Source organism: Parabacteroides sp. KHUB-03, from assembly GCF_056640975.1.
Genome location: NZ_CM153257.1, coordinates 599,728 through 623,760, shown reverse-complemented (window position 1 = coordinate 623,760; position 24,033 = coordinate 599,728). Strand labels below are relative to the sequence as shown.

The 24,033-nt window shown below is 38.2% G+C and carries 19 protein-coding genes and 1 pseudogene; 6 read left to right on the top strand and 14 right to left on the bottom strand.

What is annotated here, in order from left to right; genetic code table 11:
* Positions 1–106 precede the first annotated feature (106 nt).
* Entirely contained in the window at positions 107–1,771 is a 1,665-nt protein-coding gene (locus ACYIB7_RS02595) for an AMP-binding protein (RefSeq protein WP_103983848.1), read from the bottom strand.
* 191 nt (positions 1,772–1,962) lie between these two features.
* Here ACYIB7_RS02595 and mtaB point away from each other — a divergent pair, with 191 nt between their 5' ends.
* From mtaB to ACYIB7_RS02580, 3 genes are read left to right on the top strand one after another with little or no spacing between them, the layout of a single operon-like run.
* Positions 1,963–3,279: a tRNA (N(6)-L-threonylcarbamoyladenosine(37)-C(2))-methylthiotransferase MtaB gene (gene mtaB, locus ACYIB7_RS02590; RefSeq protein ID WP_480338004.1), complete on the top strand. Its 1,317-nt coding sequence runs from the start codon at positions 1,963–1,965 to the stop codon at positions 3,277–3,279.
* A 20-nt stretch (positions 3,280–3,299) separates the two neighbouring features.
* Positions 3,300–4,226 carry a lysophospholipid acyltransferase family protein gene (locus ACYIB7_RS02585; protein WP_103983849.1) on the top strand — a complete coding sequence of 309 codons (927 nt, stop codon included), beginning with the start codon at positions 3,300–3,302 and terminating at the stop codon, positions 4,224–4,226.
* The gene (locus ACYIB7_RS02580; RefSeq protein ID WP_480338002.1) at positions 4,223–5,272 is read left to right on the top strand and encodes a glycosyltransferase family 2 protein; all 1,050 of its coding nucleotides are present in this window, start codon (positions 4,223–4,225) and stop codon (positions 5,270–5,272) included. Before ACYIB7_RS02585 ends, ACYIB7_RS02580 begins: the two co-directional genes overlap by 4 nt.
* Before the next feature lie 10 nt (positions 5,273–5,282).
* Here the strand turns inward: ACYIB7_RS02580 and ACYIB7_RS02575 are convergent, their stop codons facing one another.
* From ACYIB7_RS02575 to folB, 4 genes and pseudogenes are all read right to left on the bottom strand, one after another.
* On the bottom strand, positions 5,283–5,927 hold the full coding sequence (locus tag ACYIB7_RS02575; RefSeq protein WP_099463530.1) for a MarC family protein: 645 nt from the start codon (positions 5,925–5,927) through the stop codon (positions 5,283–5,285).
* A 232-nt stretch (positions 5,928–6,159) separates the two neighbouring features.
* Positions 6,160–6,359 (bottom strand): annotated as a pseudogene (locus ACYIB7_RS02570) (PNGase F N-terminal domain-containing protein); the annotation flags it as partial.
* Between the two features lie 55 nt (positions 6,360–6,414).
* On the bottom strand, positions 6,415–7,851 hold the full coding sequence (locus tag ACYIB7_RS02565; protein WP_103983851.1) for a monomeric [FeFe] hydrogenase: 1,437 nt from the start codon (positions 7,849–7,851) through the stop codon (positions 6,415–6,417).
* 197 nt (positions 7,852–8,048) lie between these two features.
* Complete coding sequence (gene folB, locus ACYIB7_RS02560) at positions 8,049–8,408, bottom strand: dihydroneopterin aldolase (RefSeq protein WP_103983852.1); 360 nt, start codon at positions 8,406–8,408, stop codon at positions 8,049–8,051.
* A gap of 91 nt (positions 8,409–8,499) precedes the next feature.
* Here folB and ACYIB7_RS02555 point away from each other — a divergent pair, with 91 nt between their 5' ends.
* Positions 8,500–8,877 (top strand): bactofilin family protein, encoded by a 378-nt coding sequence (locus tag ACYIB7_RS02555; RefSeq protein WP_099464062.1) that lies wholly within the window; start codon positions 8,500–8,502, stop codon positions 8,875–8,877.
* An 83-nt stretch (positions 8,878–8,960) separates the two neighbouring features.
* Here ACYIB7_RS02555 and ACYIB7_RS02550 read toward each other — a convergent pair whose 3' ends face one another.
* From ACYIB7_RS02550 to rpsF, 8 genes are all read right to left on the bottom strand, one after another.
* Positions 8,961–11,648, bottom strand: a complete 2,688-nt coding sequence (locus ACYIB7_RS02550; protein WP_480337998.1) for a 4-alpha-glucanotransferase — start codon at positions 11,646–11,648, stop codon at positions 8,961–8,963.
* A gap of 86 nt (positions 11,649–11,734) precedes the next feature.
* Positions 11,735–14,275 (bottom strand): adenosylcobalamin-dependent ribonucleoside-diphosphate reductase, encoded by a 2,541-nt coding sequence (locus ACYIB7_RS02545; RefSeq protein WP_099463534.1) that lies wholly within the window; start codon positions 14,273–14,275, stop codon positions 11,735–11,737.
* A gap of 255 nt (positions 14,276–14,530) precedes the next feature.
* Positions 14,531–15,928, bottom strand: a complete 1,398-nt coding sequence (dnaA, locus tag ACYIB7_RS02540) for a chromosomal replication initiator protein DnaA (protein ID WP_099464063.1) — start codon at positions 15,926–15,928, stop codon at positions 14,531–14,533.
* Positions 15,929–16,297: 369 nt separating this feature from the next.
* Complete coding sequence (locus tag ACYIB7_RS02535) at positions 16,298–17,182, bottom strand: MlaD family protein (protein WP_480337996.1); 885 nt, start codon at positions 17,180–17,182, stop codon at positions 16,298–16,300.
* Positions 17,183–17,227: 45 nt separating this feature from the next.
* Positions 17,228–18,475: an N-acetylmuramoyl-L-alanine amidase family protein gene (locus ACYIB7_RS02530; protein WP_480337995.1), complete on the bottom strand. Its 1,248-nt coding sequence runs from the start codon at positions 18,473–18,475 to the stop codon at positions 17,228–17,230.
* Between the two features lie 179 nt (positions 18,476–18,654).
* Positions 18,655–19,098, bottom strand: a complete 444-nt coding sequence (gene rplI, locus ACYIB7_RS02525) for a 50S ribosomal protein L9 (RefSeq protein WP_099463537.1) — start codon at positions 19,096–19,098, stop codon at positions 18,655–18,657.
* Positions 19,099–19,119: 21 nt separating this feature from the next.
* Positions 19,120–19,389: a 30S ribosomal protein S18 gene (gene rpsR, locus ACYIB7_RS02520; RefSeq protein WP_005637107.1), complete on the bottom strand. Its 270-nt coding sequence runs from the start codon at positions 19,387–19,389 to the stop codon at positions 19,120–19,122.
* Between the two features lie 2 nt (positions 19,390–19,391).
* The gene (gene rpsF / locus ACYIB7_RS02515; protein ID WP_099463538.1) at positions 19,392–19,745 is read right to left on the bottom strand and encodes a 30S ribosomal protein S6; all 354 of its coding nucleotides are present in this window, start codon (positions 19,743–19,745) and stop codon (positions 19,392–19,394) included.
* A gap of 230 nt (positions 19,746–19,975) precedes the next feature.
* Here rpsF and ACYIB7_RS02510 point away from each other — a divergent pair, with 230 nt between their 5' ends.
* Entirely contained in the window at positions 19,976–20,977 is a 1,002-nt protein-coding gene (locus tag ACYIB7_RS02510) for an alpha/beta hydrolase (protein WP_103983856.1), read from the top strand.
* Between the two features lie 15 nt (positions 20,978–20,992).
* Here ACYIB7_RS02510 and ACYIB7_RS02505 read toward each other — a convergent pair whose 3' ends face one another.
* On the bottom strand, positions 20,993–22,372 hold the full coding sequence (locus ACYIB7_RS02505; RefSeq protein WP_103983857.1) for a protein kinase domain-containing protein: 1,380 nt from the start codon (positions 22,370–22,372) through the stop codon (positions 20,993–20,995).
* A gap of 144 nt (positions 22,373–22,516) precedes the next feature.
* Here ACYIB7_RS02505 and ACYIB7_RS02500 point away from each other — a divergent pair, with 144 nt between their 5' ends.
* Complete coding sequence (locus tag ACYIB7_RS02500; RefSeq protein WP_480338438.1) at positions 22,517–24,028, top strand: capsule assembly Wzi family protein; 1,512 nt, start codon at positions 22,517–22,519, stop codon at positions 24,026–24,028.
* Positions 24,029–24,033: the final 5 nt, after the last annotated feature.

The following is a 24,033-nucleotide window of genomic DNA, read 5'->3' as shown; positions in this document are numbered from 1 at the left end:
GCAAATGTATGTATTAATCATATATGTTGTACAACATAAGTCACTTTTTTTCAAAATATTTTAAGCCACACTTATAAACTATTGACAATCAATATTAGCTAATTTATTAATAGTTACTATACAGATATCTTTTAATACTTTTCTTCGGAGTTTTTTCAAATTCCATAGGATAAAGTTGTAGCTCGGATACCGCTTCATAAGGGGCTAGCAGCTTGTTTAACTCTATCCTGTTTTGTTCCATAATAACAGGCAGGTCTTCATGTGAAATACCAGTACTGTCAACCGTATCATAATCAGGATAAACCAAGCCCACCAATTTTCCGTTTTTCTCGATCACAATACTTTCCATTACAAACGGAAGGTTATTCAATTTAGACTCTATCTCTTCCGGATATATATTCTGACCACTGGAACCTAGAATCATCGTTTTGCAACGCCCACGTATATATATACGGTTATCATGGTCGATTGTTCCCAAGTCTCCGGTTTTCAACCAACCGTCTTCGGTAAATATCTGATCTGTTGCCTCCTCGTTTTTATAATATCCTTTCATCACATTTTCACCACGCACCTGTATCTCTCCTACCTTATTATAGGGATCATCTGAGTCAATACGCACTTCCATAATTCCCTTCAGTACCTGCCCACATGAACCCGGCACATACTCGTTATTATGATCATAGCTGATAAGCGGAGCGCATTCGGTCATCCCATAGCCAATCGTAAACGGAAATTTGATTTTATATAAAAATTCCGTTACTTCCTGGTTCATGGCTGCCCCACCAACAATAACTTCCCGGAAACGTCCTCCCATGGCATCCACCAAATGTTTACGAATCTGAGCATAAATCCTTCCATCCAACAAAGGAATACTCAAAGCAACCTTCATTGTTGTTTTACTCAATTGCGGAAGAATCATCTTTTTATAAATCTTTTCCAATATGAGCGGGACTGTCAAAATTAAGTTCGGCTTTACCTCTTCGAAAGCCTTCAGTAAAATTTTAGGTGAGGGAACTTTTCCTAATAGATAAACATGCGCACCTACCGCCATCGGTACCAAAAAGTTAAAGGCACAACTATAAGCGTGTGCCAGTGGAAGAAAACATAATTCGCGATCGCCGCGGAACAATAAATCCAACGTTTTAGCATAAGTTACATTTCCGGCCAGATTGTTTCCTGTTAGCATGACCCCCTTGCTAAAGCCGGTTGTACCGGAAGTATAATTCAGCAACACTACCTTATCATTATCCAGTTCGGCATATTTAATATCTTCCTTTTTAAAACCTTCCGGATATTTTTCAGCCATTTTTTCATCTATACATTTCAGTAACTTCTGAATAGATTCCCCGTCACGCTGATGCAAACAACGGAAATCTGATAATGAAAATACCCCCCGAATCTCTTCTATTTTTTCCTCTTCCAATGTATCCCAAATACGGTCACTTACAAACAGAAATATTGATTCGGAATGATTTATTATATGATGTACGTCATTCGGATTGAAGTCCTGCAAAATAGGAACAATAATAGCTCCATACGTAACAGCTGCCATATAGACTATACACCAGCGTGCACTATCTTTACCTATCAAAGCAATTTTATCACCACGGCGTACCTGGCAATTTTCAAACAGAAGATGTATTTTAGCTATTTCCGTAGCCACATCACCAAACGTAAAACTAGTTCCTTTACCATAATCGGTTAATGCCGGCAACGCCCAGTTCTCTCTAAAACTCTCTTCGTAAATCTTGATGAAATTTTTTTTTATCATAGCACACACTCGTGAATTTTGCGCAAAAATAAAGACAATCAAAGAAATACACAAATGAAAAAGAAAATATCTGATAGACTATGAAACACAAGAAAATGACAAAAACCGGTCATCATCCCGATAGAACGATAGCATGCAAAGCGCCTGTTTTCCTAATATTTTCATTATATTTGCCGAATAATTCCACAAGGATGATAGACAAAAGTGTTTTCGAAAATAAAATAGCAGCTTATTACACTTTAGGATGTAAACTTAATTTTGCAGAAACCTCTACGATCGGCAAAATGCTGGCTGAACAAGGAGTACGAAAAGTACGCTCAGGAGAGAAAGCTGACATTTGTGTTGTTAATACTTGCTCCGTAACCGAATTGGCAGATAAAAAATGCCGTCAGGCTATCCGTAAGATCAGTAAACAACATCCCGGAGCTTTCATTGTCGTAACAGGATGTTATGCCCAGCTAAAGCCGGAAGAGGTAGCACATATTGAAGGAGTAGACCTTGTTCTAGGTGCAGAACAAAAACTGGACATCCTCCAGTATTTAGATAACCTGAAGAAGAAAGAAGAAGGAGCCATTATCGCTTCCCAATCCAAAGACATACGAGTATTTTCTCCATCTTGCTCCGCAGATGACCGTACCCGTCATTTTCTGAAAGTTCAGGACGGATGCGACTACTATTGTTCTTACTGCACAATACCGTTTGCACGGGGACGAAGCCGTAACGGAACTATTGAAAGCATGGTTGCACAAGCTAAAGAGGTTGCGCAAAAAGGAGGAAAGGAAATTGTACTTACCGGTGTAAATATCGGAGATTTCGGAAAAAGTACAGGAGAAACATTTATCGACCTAATTAAGGCTTTAGATGATATAGATGGTATTGCCAGATACCGGATTTCTTCAATCGAGCCTAATCTGATCACAGACGAGGCTATCGAATTTGTAGCTTCCAGTAAACGTTTCGCCCCACATTTTCATATACCTTTGCAAAGTGGCAGCGATAATGTTTTACAGTTAATGCGGCGGCGATACGACACAGCGCTTTTCCGTCATAAAATAGAAAAGATAAAAGAAATTATGCCGCATGCATTCATTGGTGTAGACGTAATTGTTGGAACCAGAGGAGAAACTGACGAGTATTTTGAAGAAGCCCGTATGTTCATAGAAAATCTGGATATATCTCAGTTGCATGTATTCAGCTACTCGGAACGACCAGGTACACAAGCTCTCAAAATAGACTATGTAGTAGATCCGAAAACCAAGCATGCGCGTAGCCAAAAGCTTCTGGATATATCAGAAAACAAACTCCACTCCTTTTATGAAAAACATATAGGAAAAGAAGCTAATGTTTTATTCGAACATACCCGAAAAGGAGGTATGATGTACGGATTTACAGAAAACTACATTAAAATAGAGATACCATACAACATATCTCTAGTAAACAAAACAAACCAAGTCATACTGGGCAATTGGAATAAAGAAAAGACAGCTCTGACTTGTCGGTTAATATAAGCAACAAACAACAAATAGTTATGTTAACTAAACTACTATACACTATTATATACATACTGGTAAAGCTATTGGCCATTTTTCCGATGTGCTTGCTTTATCTATTATCAGACATCCTGTATTTACTTATTTACAAAGTTATAAAATACAGGCTCAAAATCGTACGAGGAAACATGAAAGCCTCTTTTCCTGAAAAATCTGAAGAAGAACTCCTTCAACTGGAAAAGAAATTCTACCACCACTTCGCAGATTACATCGTGGAAACTATCAAACTTGCAGATATTCCTCTGGAAGAATTACAACGTCGCGCATATATTAAAAATCCGGAACTAATCGACCAGTTAATGAAAGAAGGATTCACATGTGTCATTATGCTTATGGGACATTACGGAAACTGGGAATGGTTTTCAGGATCAACCTCCCGCTTCGACAGTGTATCTCTTTATCAAATATACCGCCCGTTGAATAATGTTGCGGTAGACCGGTTATTTATTAAATTACGTACGCGTTTCGGTTCTTTCGGCATAAAAAAAAGAGATGCCGTACGCGACATTATTAAATTGAAACAAGATATGACCCGCAGTCTGGTCATTTTCATTGCAGACCAAACTCCTAGCGAAGCAAATCTTCATTATTGGACAAACTTCCTGAACCAGGATACTCCTATGCTAACCGGTCCCGAACGAATTGCGCAAAAATTGAATCTTCCTGTTGTGTTCTTAGATGTGGAACAGGTAAAACGAGGCTACTACACAGTAAACTTCACACTTCTGACAAAAATACCCAAAAAGACTCCCGAATTCTGGATTACCGAAGAATATGCCCGCCTAATGGAAAAATCAATCTTAAGAAATCCGGCTTATTGGTTATGGACACATAAACGTTGGAAATACAAACGACATACAGAGCAACAAATAAACGAGAATGGCAAACAAGCAACAGAACAATGAAAAATAATTCGCACGTTAAAAAAGTTTCTGTCGTAATACTGAATTGGAATGGAGCAAAGTTAATGGAAAAATTCCTGCCATCCGTTATCACCCATACTCCACCGGAAATAGCAGAAATAGTAGTTGCCGACAACGGATCCACCGATAATTCGTTAGAAATGCTGGCAGACCGGTTTCCATCAGTCAGAGTTATCCCTTTTACTACAAATTACGGATTTGCAGAAGGTTACAACCAGGCTCTCAGATATATTGACAGCGAATATGCCGTGCTACTGAACAGTGATGTAGAAGTAACCCCCAATTGGCTGGATGCACCTGTTTCCACCCTCGATTCCGACAATAATATAGCTTGTGTACAGCCAAAGATCAGAGCTCAACTTAATAAAGAATATTTTGAATATGCCGGTGCTGCCGGAGGCTATCTAGATATATACGGTTATCCATTTTGCAGAGGACGCATGCTACACTTGGTAGAAAAGGATTCCGGGCAATATGATACACCGGCCGATATACTTTGGGCTACCGGAGCATGCTTATTTATAAGAACCAGCATATACAAAGAAGAAGGCGGATTGGATGCAAAATTCTTTGCTCATCAAGAAGAGGTCGATATGTGCTGGAGACTCCGTTGCCGTGGCTATCGTCTTGTATGTAATCCCCAATCTGTTGTATACCATGTAGGAGGAGCTACTCTCAGTGTGGAAAGTCCCAGAAAAACATTTCTCAATTTCCGTAACAACTTACTGATGTTATATAAAAATCTGCCGGAAAATAAATTAAGACACGTTATGCGTATCCGTTTCTGGTTAGATTACATTGCAGCAACCAAGTTCCTGTTAAGCGGACATCCGAAAAATGCACATGCAGTGTACAAAGCACGAAAAGAATTTTATCAGTTAAAAGCATCCTACTTGCCTGTTCGCAATGAGAACCTGGCTAAAACGACATTGAAGGAAATTCCGGAACTGATGCGTAAAAGCCTGATCGTGCAATTCTACCTAAAAGGTAAAAAGGCCTATAGTGACTTAAAGTTATATCAGCGTTAAAAAAGCACTTTTAGGCAAACGACTCTTTCATTATATCTACAAGGATAGGACGAATGCCGCTAACGAAACATTCTACTGCAATAACCATCAGTATAAGTCCCATAAGACGCATCATCACGTTATTGCCTGTTTCCCCTATCATCTTCACTAAACGGGTAGAAGCTCTAAGAATAAGAAAAGTTATAAAATACACCAGAGCTATAACGCCTATTAATATACCCTTCAACATATATGTATTGGCATCATCCATCAGCATAATTCCGTTTGCTATAGCTCCCGGGCCACAAAGCATCGGAATAGCCAAAGGAGTAATGGAAATATCATTTGCATACGTCCTGACTTCCTCTTCCTTCAACTTGGCATTGGAATAACGTGCCTGCAGCATATCATAGCCGATTTTAAAAATAATAAACCCTCCGGCTATACGAAAACCATTTGTAGAGATACCGAAGAACTTAAAAAGAAACTGGCCGGAAAAAGTAAATACCAGCAAAGTAATAAAAGAAACGATAGTTGCCCTTCTCACAATGTCCTGGCGTTCCTGATTATTCATGCCATGCGTCATTGTCAGAAAAACAGGCATAGTACCCAATGGATTCGTCAATGTAAAAAAGGAAGTAAAGCACAATAAAGCAAAAGGCAACAAAGTTTCCATAATAAATTACATTTCAATAATGTTAATAAACAAAGCATCAATGACGCAATATACAAACGCCTTACAAACATACATATTTATCGGTACATATATTGCGTCATTAATTATATAATCGGATTATTCGCCCCAAACAAGATAAGAAGATACCAACCAATGGTGAAGCCAAACGTTTTTTTAACCCAACACCTGTTGCCGGATTAAAACGCCTAAAAGAAGCACAGTCCTCCATGATCGGTAACAATATACATGAACCGGACTTATCCCAGCGATCACCATTAGAAGCAACCGTAACACGGAGAGTAATATCTACATTCCGTTTATAATCGGGCAATAAAATCTTTTTCAAAATAATACGTCCGTTAACCAGATGGTAGACACCGTCGCACCCGGAGCGTTATAAGCACCCGGATACTTGTTCGGATCAAAACAAACAGAAGCCCCGTTAAAGAAATAGCAAAGGCAATTTTCTTAATTATCATTATTATGTTTAGAATTTAGTAAGCTCTTTTATTAATTGCTTTTGGCCTATACTTTTATCGGCATGCGTACAAGGCCCTGTTACACAACCACCTTCACAAGCCATTACCTCTATGAATTGTGCCGGAGCTTTACCCGTTTTAGCATAAGCACGCAAAAGGGCGACGTTTTTCTTATTCAGATCCGAAACTTGTACGGCGTTTACATTTCCGCCTTGCAAATATACTTTGACAGCGTTAATAACTCCGCCACTCTGGGCAAACCCATGTGCCTCGCGAACCGAATTGTATAAAACGGAAAAAGGCTTAGCCTCCTCTATCTTAATATCCAGCCCTGTCAGTACAGAACCGACTTCTTCGAAGGTCATTATAAAATCCACACACGCGTCCATCTTGACCTCTTTACGTTTAGCTACACAAGGACCGATAAAAACAATCTTTGCGTTCGGATATTTCTTTTTCACAAGACGCGCCGTATAATACATAGGCGAACCTGTAGAAGAAATATATTTCTTCAAATCGGGGATATGTTTTTCAGCCAACTGGACATATGAAGGACAACAACTGGTGGTCATAAAAGGTTGCCCTTCTTTTAACTTCTCAACCAATTCTTCCGCCTCATGGCGGGTTGTCTCCATGGCCCCTTGCGCAACTTCTACAACTTCGGCAAAACCTAATGCCTTAATTGCACCATATACGTTTTCTATAGGAGCACTAAACTGAGCAAGAATAGAGGGTGCTACTATAGCAATCATTTCTTCTTTGTTCCGCAAGCGTTGTAATATATCGAATACCTGGGATATCTCAAATATAGCACCAAACGGGCACGCATTCACACATTTCCCACAATAGATACATTTGGTTTCATCTATATGCTCCACTCCATATTCGTCTTTGTTTATGGCCTTCACCGGACAAACTTCTTCGCATGGAATAGGAATGTAAACAATGGCATGATAAGGACAACTTTGATGACATTTGCCACAACTTATACAAGTATCATGATCAATCTCGGCCTGCCCGTTTTTCTTAAAACGAATTGCATCTTTAGGGCAATTCATATAACAACTACGGGCCACACATCCACGGCAAAGATTCGTTATCTCGTAATTAACAGAGACACAGGAGGAGCATGCTTCGTCTACCACACACATGATATTTTCTTTCAGGTTCTCCGAACGTAGTAAAGCCCGCTTCGCATACTCGGAAAGAGGAGTCAGTTCGTCCACTTCATCCTTCATGTCAAAGCCAAGGAGAGGAAGCGTCTTGTATTTCCAAACCGCCCGCTCTTTATGTACACAGCAACGCCCCATAATCTTTGACTTACGGGGAGATAATTCAATAGGTAAACGATCTATTTCGTCCAATAGACGGTTTTCTTTCCAGAGCTTCACTAACTTCGCCAATAACCCGTGGCGAACAATCATTACATTGTTGGTAAATGCCATAATCTATATCATTTGTGCTTTTGAAATGCAAAGATAATGTTAACCGTCCAGACTTACCTAAATTCTGTCGAACAAAAAACAAACTCATAGTTATGGCTTTTCAAAATCATTACTATGAACCCGGAAAATCATAACTATGAGTCCATTCAGAATCCGGCACGTAACATTATATTGGAAAAGTAAAGCAGATTACGCAATCAGAAAGTTTCTTTCAGAATGATAGATGCACTATGCAAGTTTCCGCCGAACGGAGGATTTAATTTCGACAACTTTAATCTAATTTCCTGCAATTGAGGAAATTTCACTTTCAAGGCATTCATTATACGCCCCGCCACATGCTCTAATAACTTTGAAGGAATATCCATTTCCTGCTTAACAGCTCCAAATATCTCTGCATAATTAATTGTATCATGCAAATCGTCGCTTATAACAGCTTTCTCCAAAGGAGCCGTCAAAATCAGGTTCACAACGAATGTATTACCTACCTTTGTTTCCTGGGGGGAAACACCATGATAGGCATAAAATTTCATATCTTTCAGCTCTATTTGAGATACCATATTATATCAATTTATATGTAAATGTATATAAAATAGAGCCTATCTGCAAAAAAAATAGTTTATATTTGCGTGAAGCAATAAAGTACATATGATGGGAATTAAACAAAAAGAGGAAAGTTCCGGTAGCGGCTTACACAACACTCTGGCTGCAGGAACGACCGTAAAAGGCAATATTATAACAGAAACAGACTTCCGGCTTGACGGAAAAGTGGAAGGAGATGTTAATTGTAGTGGAAAAATAGTGGTAGGTCCAAAAGGAAGCGTAACCGGAAATATTAATTCCGTCAATGCGGAAATACTTGGTGAAGTAGAAGGCTCAATAAAAGTTAATGCCAAATTGATACTAAAAGGGTCTGCCATTATAAAAGGAGACATTTATGCTCAGGTATTAGAAATTGAACCAAATGCCAGATTCAACGGGGCTTGTTCCATGTCCGGAGAAAACAAAGAAAATATATCAAAGAAGTAATAACAATAAAAGGATATGCTAAAATTAGAATAGCATATCCTTTTATTGTTATTATCCTCAAAAATCCTACCTTCGAAAACTTATCATTTCCTACCGGAGTTTCTTATCAAAGAAATTATTTTCTGATTTAGTCCGTCCGCCTGCATAAGTTTTTCTAAAGAAATATGCATACGATAACGCCAATAATGGAATGGATTTGCAGGTATATTTATCCGCTCAGCCTCATAATCCGGACGTTTGACTGCGTCATCCATTGCAAACCAATCTTGCAACGGGATAATAGCCAACATAGAACGTGTCCCTAAATGGTTTGCCACAATTTGAGACGCTAACTCAGAAGTCAGTTCTTCAGGAGCATTCCCTTCGCGCAACAATACATTATTATAATAGCGCTGTGTCTTTTTCCGATCTTCTTTCCACCAACTACGAAGCGGCGACATATCATGAGTTGAAGTAGTGCATACCGAGTGATACGGAAGATTATACATATCCGTAAATTCTCTTTGTGGAGACTTTGGCATACGTTCTATCTCCAGACTTAATATTTGCAATTTATTCATCACGTCGGGAACAGATTCAGGAATCATTCCCAGATCCTCACCACAAACGAGCATTTCAGTACTATTCACTAGTGGGGTAAGACGTTTAAATGCCTGGGCTTTCCAAAAATCATTATGGCGATGATAATAGAAGTCCCAATATAGTTGGTCGAAAGCATACCGGTCTTCTACACTCAACTCTTTGTAAATATAAGATTGGCCAGCAGATATGCGGGGATGAAATTTACCTTTCTCACGAGGATCTTCTAGAAACAACACTTCATTAGCTATAGCAAACAGACCGTTTTTTATACACAATGACACTTCGTCATTCTTTCCGTCAAATAATTGCTCTATTTTTCTCTGAGTATTACAGAAAGGTTTCAATACAAAATGATGAGATGATGACTGAGCTAAGTATGTGCTTTTCATCTCTTCAGCCAACTGTCCGAATAATTCCGGCAAAAACTCTTCATTGATATGCGGTGTAGTAAAACGAGCTTCATTAAAATGAAGTCCGAACTGTTCTATTTCTATTTTAGTAAAAGGCAAAGCCGGATTAAAATGTCCACACAATCCTTGCACATAGCTTAGAGGAATTTCCCAAATTCGGAAAAAACCTAATATATGATCTATGCGGAAACAGTCAAAATAATCGCTCAACTTATGAAAGCGTTTCTTCCACCAAGAGAAATTATCTTTTTCCATTATATCCCAATTATAAGTTGGGAACGACCAGTTTTGTCCATTGGCGGAAAAATCGTCAGGAGGTGCACCAGCCTGGCCATTCATGTTAAAATACTTAGGCTCCGTCCAAGCCTCTACGCTCGTACGATTCACACCTATAGGCAAATCCCCCTTCAACACAATACCATTCTTCCGGGCATAATCGGATACAGCTTTAAATTGAGCATCCAATATATACTGTAAGAAATAAGTAAACGATATTTCGGAATACGCGTCACTGTTTTTAGCACATAAGTGCTTTATAACAGATTCGTTATAAGTTGCATTTGTCCCCCATTTTGTAAAATCGGATGTATTATATAAATCACGAAAATAGCAATAGGCGGCATAAGGCATCAGCCACGATTCATTCCGAAATACAAATTCTTTAAACTCAATATTTTTAAGAATATTCTCCCGTTCCTGTTCAAAATAAGCACGGCAAAACTCCACTTTATACTTTACGGCATTCTCATAGTCCACAGAGTCTTTCGCATTCAACTCTTTCTGTTTATCTGCAAAAAAAGCGGCTTTTGCCGTATCATTCAATTTTCCCAACCAAGGTAAACTGATATACATAGGATGTAAAGCATATATGGAAATCGCACTATATGGATAAGAATCTGCCCACGTATGCGACATGGTTGTGTCATTCATTGGTAATACCTGAATAATACGCTGATGCGTCTTCTTCACCCATTCTACCAACTTACGCAAATCCCCTAAATCTCCAACACCAAAACTACTGTCCGAGCGTAAAGAAAATACAGGAATAACAGAGCCTGCACAACGCCAGAACTCCTGATTGTCACGAAAATATAATCCTGAAACAGTTACAGTTTCTCCTTTCTCTTGTTCCGGAAGGTTTAATTGTCTATTTTCATCTGTTTCCCAGTATAAAGGCTGGTGTTTATCATTATCCCAAACCAAAAACTTATATTCCAATGGATATCTTATTTCATTTGCATCCAAATCAATATGCCATTCGGGAAAAGTATCACAACCTAGGATCAACGCTTTATCAGGATGCCAATTACCCAAACACGCCTGATTCCCGGTAATCGCAATACTCTGGTTCTTCTCAACCCCAGGTGCAGAAATTTTAATTACCAATTTCCGTCCACTTCTAACGGCTCTCTCGTATTTATCACAAGGATGGGCAAACAAGCTTTTTGTGAAAGCCGAAGAGTAAAATGCCAGATCATCCGGACGGACCTGCCAATAATCATAAAGCGTATATTTATCTGTATAACCGTCAAAAATAAGTTGATGGTTTTTCTCCCATTCTTCAAATATTTGCCGGTCGTTTACACTTAAGATATATCGGTATTCTATCATTTGCAGGTCCGAAGAAAGCTCCAGTTCAAGCTGCCAATTTCCTTCCCCCGTATAATTCATTTCTTTAGCCAATGCCGGCTCCCAAGAGCCTAACTCCGGAATTGAGCCTACCACACATAACTTCTGTCCCCAAACGGTATGGAAGTTAATATTAAAGGTGATTTTCATGGTAAATCTAAATTTAGTTTGGACACGAAGATATAAAAAATGCGGAGATTACCTCTCCGCATTTCCAATATATTTAAACATGCTGCTTATCCGCATTTGGATGCACCGCAATTGGTACAAATCAGACAGCCTTCCTGATAGATCAATGTTTCTAATCCACAATTAGGACATGTCTGCCCCTTTGCTTCAGTTCCATTCGGAAGATACTTCTTCAATGCACGCTCAACACCATTTTTCCAGGTATTAATAGATTCATTGTTAAGTTCCATCCCTTGTACCAATTTAATAACCTGATCTATAGGCATACCATAACGCAATACGCCGGAAATCAGTTTTGCATAGTTCCAATATTCAGGATCAAACTTACCATCCAATCCTTCAATTGTCATTTTATATCCACGTTTATTCTTGAACTGGAAGTCATAATGTTTATCACCGTCTTCATCATAGCTTTTTATAATGGTACCCTTCGATACATTTTTAGGCAACATAATACCTTCATCATCATCAGCAAGACCGGTAAAGATTTCATAAGGACGTCCATTCAGCAACCCCACAAATGCGATCCATTTTTCTCTATTATTCTGGAATTTCACGACATCTGCTTCCAACTCCCGGGGACGGGTAGACACAATAACCGGAGGTTGCATACAATTACAATCATCCTTCTTCTTTTTACTGTCCGTTGCCAACAAAACACCAGAACGGGAACCGTCCCTATAAACCGTACATCCTTTACAGCCACACTTCCAAGCCTCAACATACAAACTATTAACAAGATCTTCAGACACATCAGCCGGCAGGTTAATCGTTACACTAATAGAATGATCTACCCACTTCTGAATACGTCCCTGCATACGAACTTTCTGCAACCAATCCACATCATTGGAAGTAGCCTTGTAATAAGGAGATTTAGCCACCAGCTCATCCACTTCTTCCTGTGTATATTTTTTCGTTACGGAATAACCATTTGCCTGCATCCAGGTAACAAATTTATGATGGAATACAATATACTCTTCAAAAGCATCCCCCGTTTCATCAACAAAATCGACGCGTGCGTCTGTATCGTTCGGATTCACTTTACGGCGACGTTTATATACCGGTAAGAATACAGGTTCTATACCAGAAGTTGTTTGTGTCATTAAACTAGTTGTTCCGGTTGGAGCAATCGTTAAACATGCTATATTTCTACGGCCGTATTTAACCATATCCTCATACAGTGAGGGATCAGCTTCGCGCAAACGATTGATAAACGGATTCTTTTCTTCACGTTTTGCATCATATATTTCAAATGCGCCACGTTCTTTTGCGAGCATTACAGAAGAACGGTAAGCAGCCAATGCCAACATTTTCTGGATATTCTCAGCACATTCGGTAGCTTCTTCAGTTCCATAACGCAATCCAAGAGCAGCTATCATATCTCCTTCTGCTGTAATACCGACACCTGTACGACGTCCCATCAAAGTTTTTCTTTGGATCTTTTCCCACAGATGACGTTCCGATTGTTTTACCTCCAATAATTCCGGATCAGAATCTATCTTTTCTAATATTTTTTCGATCTTTTCCGATTCCAAATCGATAATATCATCCATAATCCGTTGTGCCAATCCTACATGCTTATTAAACAAATCATAATCAAAATAAGCATCTTTAGTAAACGGATTCACAACATATGAGTACAAATTAATAGCCAGCAATCGGCAGCTGTCATAAGGACACAAAGGTATTTCACCACAAGGATTGGTTGAAACAGTGCGGAACCCGAGATCAGCATACGAATCAGGAACAGATTCTTTTAAAATAGTATCCCAAAACAAAACACCCGGTTCTGCAGATTTCCATGCATTATGTATAATTTTCTGCCATAAAGCAGAAGCATCTATCTCCTTAACTGTAACAGGGTTTGGAGAATCGACCGGATATTGCTGTTTGTAAACAGAACCGTTTACGACAGCATTCATAAAATCATCATCGATTTTTACAGAAACATTTGCACCTGTCACCTTCCCCTCTACCATTTTTGCATCTATGAAAGATTCCGAGTCCGGATGCTTAATTGAAACACTCAGCATCAATGCGCCACGACGTCCATCCTGGGCAACTTCACGCGTAGAATTGGAATATCGTTCCATAAACGGAACAAGGCCGGTAGATGTTAAAGCCGAGTTTTTCACAGGAGAACCTTTTGGGCGAACATGAGATAAATCATGCCCTACACCTCCACGGCGTTTCATTAACTGTACTTGTTCTTCATCAATGCGGATAATTGCCCCATAAGAATCCGCCTGACCATCCAGTCCAATCACGAAACAATTAGAGAGAGAAGCTATTTGATAGTCATTTCCAATTCCTGTCATCGGGCTCCCTTGCGGAACAATATAACGAAAATGGTCAAAAAGATCGAATAGTTCCTTTTCAGACAATGGATTCGGATATTTTTTTTCCACACGGGCAATTTCCCGTGCTAAACGATGATGCATGTCTACCGGAGACTGCTCATAAATATTACCAAAAGCATCCTTTAAGGCATACTTGTTCACCCATACTTTAGCGGCCAACTCATCACCGGTAAAATAGGCTAGCGAAGCTTTAAATGCTTCATCAAATGTATAAATTTTCTGATCCACGGTGTTTTAATTATTAAAGATTGCAAGTTTATAAATACTTTAGCTACTATCCAAATTATTATATATTAAAAAACAAATATGTTGAAAAGTTTTCCAAAACCACAAAAATATACACATAAAATCAACATGTTATATTTTCATATGCATCCAAAAGTTTTCCCAAAAAGAAAACTCAAAATATTTCATGTTTTCCCAAAAGAAAAAAAAGGACACTTCCTTTCGGAAGTATCCTTTCCACCATATATAAAATTCTTATTAATTTTTCAAGAGCACCTCAATCTCCTCTACCGATGAACAAAAAGACTTATTTGTCTCTATTTGGTCTTTAATTGTTTTGCAAGCATGCAATACAGTCGCATGGTCTTTTTTACCCACTATTTTACCAATATGAGAGAAAGAGCAATCGGTATATTTCTTAGCCAGATACATTGTAATTTGTCTGGCCTGTACAATTTCACGTTTTCTGGAATTAGTTTGGATTGTTGACTGATCCAAATTAAAATATTTACAAACAATTTCCTGAATAGATTGCACGGACATTTGTTTCTTTTCCAAACGAACCGCCTGACTTACCACTCGCTTCGTCAACGACAAATCTATTTCTTTATTATTAATAACAGCATTCGCCATTAATGAAACAAGAATTCCTTCAAGATCACGAACATTCTCCGTAACATTATTTGCTATGAAATTAAATACTTCATCAGGAATAACAATACCGTCGTGATTAATTTTATTCTTCAATATCTTCTTGCGTAAATCAAGATCCGGGCGGAACAGTTCTGCAGTCAATCCCCATTTCAAACGCGTAATCAAACGCTCTTCCATTCCCTGCAAATCAACAGGAGCTTTATCCGAAGTCAGGATTAATTGTTTACCCAATTGGTGTAAATGGTTAAATATATGGAAGAATGTATTTTGCGTTTTATCCATCCCTATCAATTCCTGTATATCATCCAACAAAAGGACATCTATATTCTGATAGAAATTCAAAAAGTCATTTGTCGTGTTTTTACGAATAGCATCTGTAAACTGGACACGGAAAAGATGTGAAGATACATAAAGCACTTTCTTTTCTGGATGCAATTCACGTATACGGGCTCCTATAGCATGACATAAATGGGTTTTGCCTACACCGGAAGGACCAAAAATAAACAATGGATTATAAGTGGTTTTACCAGGATTCTGGGCAATAGCTTCACCTGCAGCACGCACCAAACGATTACTGGTTCCTTCAAAATAATTATCAAAGCTATATTTAGGATTTAATTGTGAATCCAAATCCTGAGGTGCAGCCTGAATAAATGGATTCGGAGCCTTATTTGCATCTTTGGGAGTTATCTTTTTTACGGCAATCGATCCGTTTTCGGCAGGATAATCAACCGTACCTCCAGTCGTCTTATCCACCATAATACGGTAGTTAAGAATTGTTCCTTGTCCAAAAACACGATACAACGTTACTTTCAGAACATTCACATATTTTTCTTCCAAATATTCATAGAAGAACTGACTAGGAACCTGAATAGTAAACTTGTTATCCTCATACGATAAAGGAACAATAGGCATAAACCATGTGTTAAAAGCGGCCTCAGGCACAATATCTCTAATAACTGTGAGGCATTTATTCCACAATGTTTGATAATCAGTCTGCATTTTTATTTTATCTCCCAACTATAACTTTTATTCTTTATGACTACAAAGTTTAGAAATTAATTCTGAAAAAAAAAGTATTAATTTACTTGCTTATTTTGATTGTTTAATATTACATTTAATCTCAGGCAGTTAGTAATATCTGTCTGACAATTAGGTCATTAAAGCCATACCCTTTTCAAAAAGCCTTTATTCTAGCATGTTTACCGAATAATCAGAACACCTCCGATTTCGATAAAAAAAGACCTTCAAATACAATTATATGTGTTTATTTGAAGGCCTTACAGCCAATTTTAAGAAGTAAATTTATTGTCTCTTATTAATTAGAATGATTCTAAATAATTCTTCAATGTATAAGATTTTCAATACTTCTTAAAATACTGAGAAATGAACATAGCGTTTCGGGTTCTGACGCAAATCCAATAACAGCTTAGAAGCATTCTCCATCGCGCCATTTAAATTTTCGTACAAAGCTTTATCATTAAGCAATAGTCCCATAGTATTATCACTCGAATTCAGTTTCTCTGTAGTCAGCTTCAAGTTATTCAATGTCGCATTAATAGAATTAACAGTAGTTGCCAAGTCCAGTTCTTTCAAATTTGCACTTACCTGAGAGAAATTGTCGGTCATTGTTTTCAAATTACCAACAATGACTGGAACGTCTTTGTCCAATAACGAATTCAATTTACGCGTAGAGACCTCCAAATTTCCCGTTGTTCTCTCAATATGATCAAATGATTGCGAAAGAGCCGGATGATTAACAAGCGTCTGTAAACCGGCTAAAATAGAATCCACCTTTGGAAGCATTTGTTCTATCTGGGGAAGAATATTTTCCTGTACCGCTTGCATCATATCTTCTCCCATGCGTCCTTCTATCGTTGATCCCGGTTTCAGATAATCATCAACATATGTATTCAGATGAATCTGCAACTCCGCACCACCCAAAAAGCTCTTGGTTATTACGATATAACTACCTTTATTAATTTTCATATTTTCTTCCAGATTAATTTCTACGGTTATCTTTCCGGTAGTATTATAATCATATATGATGTCTCTAACCAAACCAACTTTAAATCCATCCACAAAGACCGGGCTCGAAATTGTAACATCTTTTACATTATTGAATGTCACAAAATAATGATTAACCGGTTGAAATAAATTTATCCCTTTCAGATAATTAATCCCGAAATACAGCAATGCCAGACTTACTATTGTTACCAATCCGATTTTTGCCTCTTTAGTGAATACACTTTTCATTTTTTTAATTTATAAAATATATAATCTTGTTTCTTTACTACATTATCAATAATCTACCTTTATGCCATCTTTAAATGCAACAATGAAAGCATCCTTAAAATCTTTAGCCACATTTCTGCGCATCTTCCGTATTGCATTAAAGTCTGTCGTCTCCCCATAAGTATATTTATATATACCTTTCTCTTTATAAAAACCCACATTTTTATACCCTTTAAACTGTTTTGAATTTCCGGGTAACTTTTTATCTGAGGTGAAGATTTGAATTTTATATATAACCTTCCCGGAGGTATCAGAGTTCACACGGCCTGTTGAAGATACAGATGCAGCCTGTGCCTGTTTTGTTGATTTATTTGACTGAGAAGTTTTTTGAGACTGAGATTCCCGCCTGTGTTTACGACGAATATCCTCTTCACTCCCCGGCGGAGGCAACTGATTTGTTTGTGATTCAATAACAGCTTGCGGTTCAGAAGAAGAACTCGTTGTTGACATCGCCACACTTCTTCCGGCTAACGCTCCTCTTCTTTTATCATAATCACGTTTATACTGATTAAATGCAATATAAATTGCCATCGCCAATTTATTCTGTCCATCAGCTGACCTCAAAAAGCGTTCTTCTTCCCGATTAGATATATACCCTAATTCAATGAGCACACTAGGCATACTCGTTTTACGAAGTACCAGAAAGCCTGCTTGTCTGACTCCTCTATTTGTACGCTTGGCAGTCACAAAGGCTTTTTGTATTTCCGATGCCAAACTAATACTCTGCTCCATATGTTTATTTTGCATAAACTCAAAAATAATATATGACTCAGAAGAATTGGGATCAAAACCTTCATACTTTTGCAGATAATTATCTTCCAAAAGAATAGCCGAATTTTCGCGCATCGCAACTTCAAGATTTTCATCACTCCGGGCTAATCCCAAAGTATAAGTTTCGGTTCCGGCTGCAGAAGTGCCCTTTTTAACAGAATTCGTATGAATAGAAATAAACAAATCGGCTTTATTTCGATTGGCTATGTTAGCACGCTCATCCAGTTCAATGAAACGATCGGTCTTTCTTGTATAAACAACACGAACATCATTATTATTATCCTCAACCAGCTGTCCCAACTTAAGGGCTACTGCCAGATTGATTTCCTTTTCATTTATAACAGCTCCTCTCGCACCCGGATCTTTTCCTCCATGACCGGCGTCTATAACAAGAGTAAATGTTTTCTCTTTTGCTTGCAATGAAGGCAAAAAACAAAACAAAACGATCAGTAAATTTACATATAGAAGATATTTCCTATCCACACCAAAAAATCTCTTACAAATTGGTGACAAATGTAATATTTTTTACCGATTAACAGGAGCCTTTTACGATAATTAAGTTAGTCCGTTTTAACCATAATGTGGTTATTTTCCCTGCTATACACATAAAAAAAGGACAGCCTTTTAAAACTGTCCTCTTCCTTATATAAGATATTCTTATATTATTCAGAAACTACTTCGAAAGGAATTTCTACAGAAACCTCCTTGTGAAGTTTAGCAATAGCTTTGTATTGTCCAACTTCCTTAACGGCTTCCTTGATATAGATAATTTTACGATCCACATCGTAACCAGCCTTTGCCAAAGCTTCTGCAACCTGAATATTTGTTACAGAACCAAAGATAGTACCTGTTGAACTGGTCTTAGCACCGATAGTCAAAGATACCCCCTCCAACTTAGCTGCCAAAGCCAGAGCATCGTCTTTAATTTTAGCTAATTTATGAGCGCGCTGTCTCATATTTTCAGCCAATACTTTCCTGGCAGATTCAGAAGCGATCACTGCCTTACCCTGGGGGATTAGAAAGTTACGTCCGTAACCGTCTTTTACTGTTACGATATCGTCTTTGTAACCTAAATTGATTACATCTTCTTTCAAAATAACTTGCATATTCTGTCTCCTCTTTTTTTATTATTTCATTAAATCGGTTACGTAAGGAAGCAAAGCCAAATGACGAGCACGCTTTACAGCCTGAGCCACACGACGCTGGAACTTCAACGAAGTACCTGTGATACGGCGTGGAAGAATCTTTCCTTGTTCATTCAGGAATTTCTTCAAGAATTCTGGATCTTTGTAATCGATATACTTAATACCGTTCTTTTTGAAACGGCAATACTTTTTCTTTTTAACGTCTACTGAAGGCGGAGTCAAATATCTGATTTCTGATTGAGTTGCTGCCATGATTAATTCTCCTTTACTGTTTCTTTAGATGATTTCAAATTTCTTCTCTTAGCTGCATATTCTGCTGCATATTTATCCTGACGGAAAGTCAAGAAACGGATAATACGTTCGTCACGACGGAAGTTTACTTCCAAAGTTGCGATTGTTTCCGGATTTGCTTTGAATTCAACCAACTGGTAGAAGCCTGTTGTCTTCTTGTCAATAGGATAAGCTAACTTGCGCAAGCCCCAATTTTCTTCATTCACAATTTCAGCGCCTTCTGCTTTCAGAAGAGATGTGAATTTCTCTACCGCTTCCTTCATCTGTGCATCAGACAAAACGGGAGTCAAAATGAAAACGGTTTCGTAATTGTTCATAAAATTTACGTTATATGATTAATAAAATTTTGCGGTGCAAAGGTAACGATAATATCTTAAACCGCAAACATTTCGACAATTATATTTTTCAGGCACAGAATGATCCATTAATTCATACAAGAAGAAAACAACTGCTTAAAGAAAATGATCTACTTTTGCAACCAACATTTATCAGCCACTTTTGTTTTTCATAAAGATAAGATCATCCATTAATCAAAATATAAAATAAGATGAAGCAACGTTTATTCTTTACCCTTTTGTTTACCTTATTCATTATAAGCATACATGCTCAATACGTTCCTGACGTATTGGGAGACGATTACTTGCGCCGTACTTTCCAAATGCCGGACGATTACGAAGGAAAAGTTGTATGCACATTAGTAAAAAAGCCGCAACTATCCGACGTAAAGCAAGCCGTACTATATATACACGGTTACAACGACTACTTTTTTCAGAAACAACTGGGAGACAGCGTAAATGCACATGGTTATAATTTCTATGCAATGGATCTTAGAAAATACGGGCGTTCTATCCTCCCCAACCAGAATCCTTTTTTCTGTAAAAGCCTGAAAGAATATTTTGCAGATATCGACACAGCATTAGCAACCATCCGCGCCGAAGGGAACAATCGGATTTTATTAATGGCGCATTCCACCGGAGGGCTTATCACCCCTTATTATCTAAATAGCAAAAAAGGGAGCTTGGCAGTAGACGGGTTAATACTGAACAGTCCTTTTTTGGACTGGAATTTTGGTTGGTTTATGGAGAAGATTGTCATCCCTGCTGTTTCATTTATCGGAAAGTTTTTTCCAAATCTGACAGTGCAGGGATACGGCGATCCTAATTATTCATATAGTTTATTGAAGCAGTATAAAGGAGAATGGGAATATGACACAAATTGGAAGATGATTTTCGGACATCCTAAAAAGGCCGGATGGATCTGCGCGATCCAAGAAGCACAACAAACAGTACAAAAAGGGCTGAAACTGGATTGTCCAATTCTGGTAATGTCTTCCAATAAATCTTTTCCGGAAAGCAAAGAATGGCATAACGAATATATGACATCCGATATAGTATTGAATGTACACGACATACAACAATATGGAAGTAAACTCGGGAACTATGTCACACGCGATACGATCCAAAACGGCATTCACGATTTAATTCTTTCGGAAAAGCCATACAGAGATCATGTTTACCATATTGTATTCAACTGGATAAAAGGATTATAAAATAATCTTTTCCTGTTACCCTCTCACTGCAGCCAAATGCTGACGCGCCAGATTATTCATGTCTTCAAGGATAAGACGATTAACATAACTAAAACTAAACCGGAAAAAGTAATCTCTCAAAGTTCCGATATTAGCAGGGAATGTCAAACTGTGCAACTGGTTCAATGCTATGAAAATATATCCTTCACGCGGTGCACGGTTAAACAATTCTATCTTAGTCTTATCCAGAGGTATAATATCGCCCTCTATCTCAGCATAACCATTCATGGCTTCCGGCCATGAAATCAACATTTTTTTATCATAAACAGCCCATTTATAAGAATCTTTGCCGTTCACTTTTTCCGGCAATGTATTGGAATGATGTACTAAAATATAATCATTCTGCATCGTGTCATCGCAATGGATCCAAATATCCAGCACCTTAAACTCTGTGGAGTTATCAAATTTATAGAAGCCATTCTTTCCCACATGTGGAGAAAACACATTACGTTCCACATCGGTAAAATAAACAATGTGATTCCCGAAGAAATCCATCTTCGATATGAAATCCGACATCAGTTTACTTATTTTTTTATGATCCGTACAATGTACAAATTCAGGCAGTTCCTTCGGAAAGTTCTTTCTGCAAATCAAACTAAATTCCTGCATCAACTCTTTCGGATTTCGCTCTTTCTGGATTTCCACATAAGCCAGGATTTCATCCACAGTATGAAAACAGTCTTTTAAATCGGACGACAAACAACGTCTGACTACCTCGTCATACATTTTCAATCCGGGAAAAACACTGCTAACCGATGCGTCCACGTTCACTTCTCCCAAAGCATACCATTTCAAAACAGACCCGATAGTGTAAATATCATTGTTGGTTTGTGTTCTGCTATCGCCAAAAGCGATATCTGTCAGCACAAACTCATTATGGTTATCTATTAATATATTCTGAGGTTTTATATTCCGGTGCTCCACTCCCATACTATGCAAAAACTGAACCGTATCAGTCAGGAAATGAAACAACTTCACAAATATTTCAGGAGACAACGACGAACGGTATTCTTTCAAAGAACATTTATACAATTTCATCACCAATACCGGAATTTCTTCACTATTTACAGGCAGTAAGTCAAAATCAATGTATTGAACAATATTCCGGCGCGTTTCTAATAATGATATATTGATATATTCTTTTCTAAAATCATTCAGATAAGCTTTCCGATTTGCCTCATCATCGCCAATAAAAAACTTTAAAGCAACCACCGTATCATTAATCCTGGCTTTATAAACAATGCCGTTCTCACCACGTCCAAGAGGCATCGGCTCTAATATACAATCGCCCAAACCCAATGATAATCTATACCTTTCAGCTTTCACAAATTCCTCAAAAGTGTACTTATCAAGCATACTATACTCTATTTTAAATCAAGCCTTTAAGACAAAGATACAACTAATATTTTGTATTTTTATAAAGGTTAATACTCTTTTTTAAAACGCATGACAGCGAAAATAGATAAATACGTATCTTTGCAAAACAATAAAATGAAGACAATGAAATTAATGCGATTGATATTCATAGGTTTTGCTTTTTCCAGACTAACAACCGCCACTTTCGCCCAAAGCGAGAACAATACAGAAGATGCTACAACATATAAGGCCGAAGCCTTCGGATCTGTTGGCAGTGGAGACAATACGCCTTTCTGGATGCTTAGCAACCGATATGGAATAGTACCTCTGGATGCGAACAATGGCTTTCTAAATGCAGGTGTTTATCACAACCAACGATTCGGTAAAGGATTTCGCTGGGGTGCCGGACTGGAGGTAGTGGCAACCGCTCCGCGTTATCATAACATATTCATACAGCAAGCTTTCGCCGAAATAGGATACAAAAGCCTGTTATTAAGCATTGGAAGTAAAGAGGATTATTCATCTTTATGGGACAAAAATTTAAGTTCCGGTGATTTGGTACATTCTTCCAATGCGCGCCCTATACCGGAAATAAAATTAAGCATGCCTCAATTCACCGTTGTTCCGGGAACAAAAGGATGGATGCAGGTAAAAGGAGATTTTGCCGCTGGCCGTTCCTTTGACACGGATTATCTAGCAAATTTCACAAATAAACAGCAAGAAACAGGCACAACAAAAAAGCAAGTATACATCAAGAATGTATTATGGCATCATAAATCATTTTATGTACAAATAAAAGATACCCGGAATGATTTTCCCCTATCTGGAACAATCGGCGTACAGGATTATGCACAATGGGGCGGAACATCCACCGATCCTAAAATAGGCGCCCAACCTCATTCTTTCAAAGATTTTATCCGTGTTGTATGTGGCAGTAAAGGAGGGGATAACGCCACTGTGTCGGATCAGATAAATGTACTGGGCAGCCATTACGGTTCTTACGATTTCAAGCTTAGCTTCACCAAAAAGGATTGGGCCGTACATGCCTATCACCAGCATTATTTCAACGACAAATCCGGCATGATATTCAATAACGGCACAGACGGATTATATGGCATACAAGTAGATCTCCCTAAACTTCCCTGGCTACGCAAAGTTGTTACCGAATATGTTCTGACCCGTAATCAAACAGGTCCAATGCACTTTATTGATTTCGATCACGACAAACATCCGGGAATAGGAGGTGGTAATGACGACTATTACAACAACTTGGAATATAAGACCGGACTCTCCTACTTCAACAGAGGATTAGGTTCTCCATTAATCATTTCACCCGAATATAATCAGAACGGAAAACTGGGGTTTACAAATAATCGCATCAAAGACTGGCACATAGGAGCAGAAGGTGATATTTCTCCACAAATATCTTACCGGGTTCTTTTTACAAAGATGAATGGTTGGGGAACATCCTATCATCCTTTCCGCAACAAGAAAGAAGGGACATCCAGCCTTATTGACATAACTTACACCCATCCCCGTCTGAACGGATGGACATTTACCGGATCTGTTGCAGCCGATACAGGAACAATGGTCGGCAAAAATGCCGGTTTCAGCCTACGTGTAGCCAAAAGGGGAATAATAAAAGCATGGAAATAAAATCC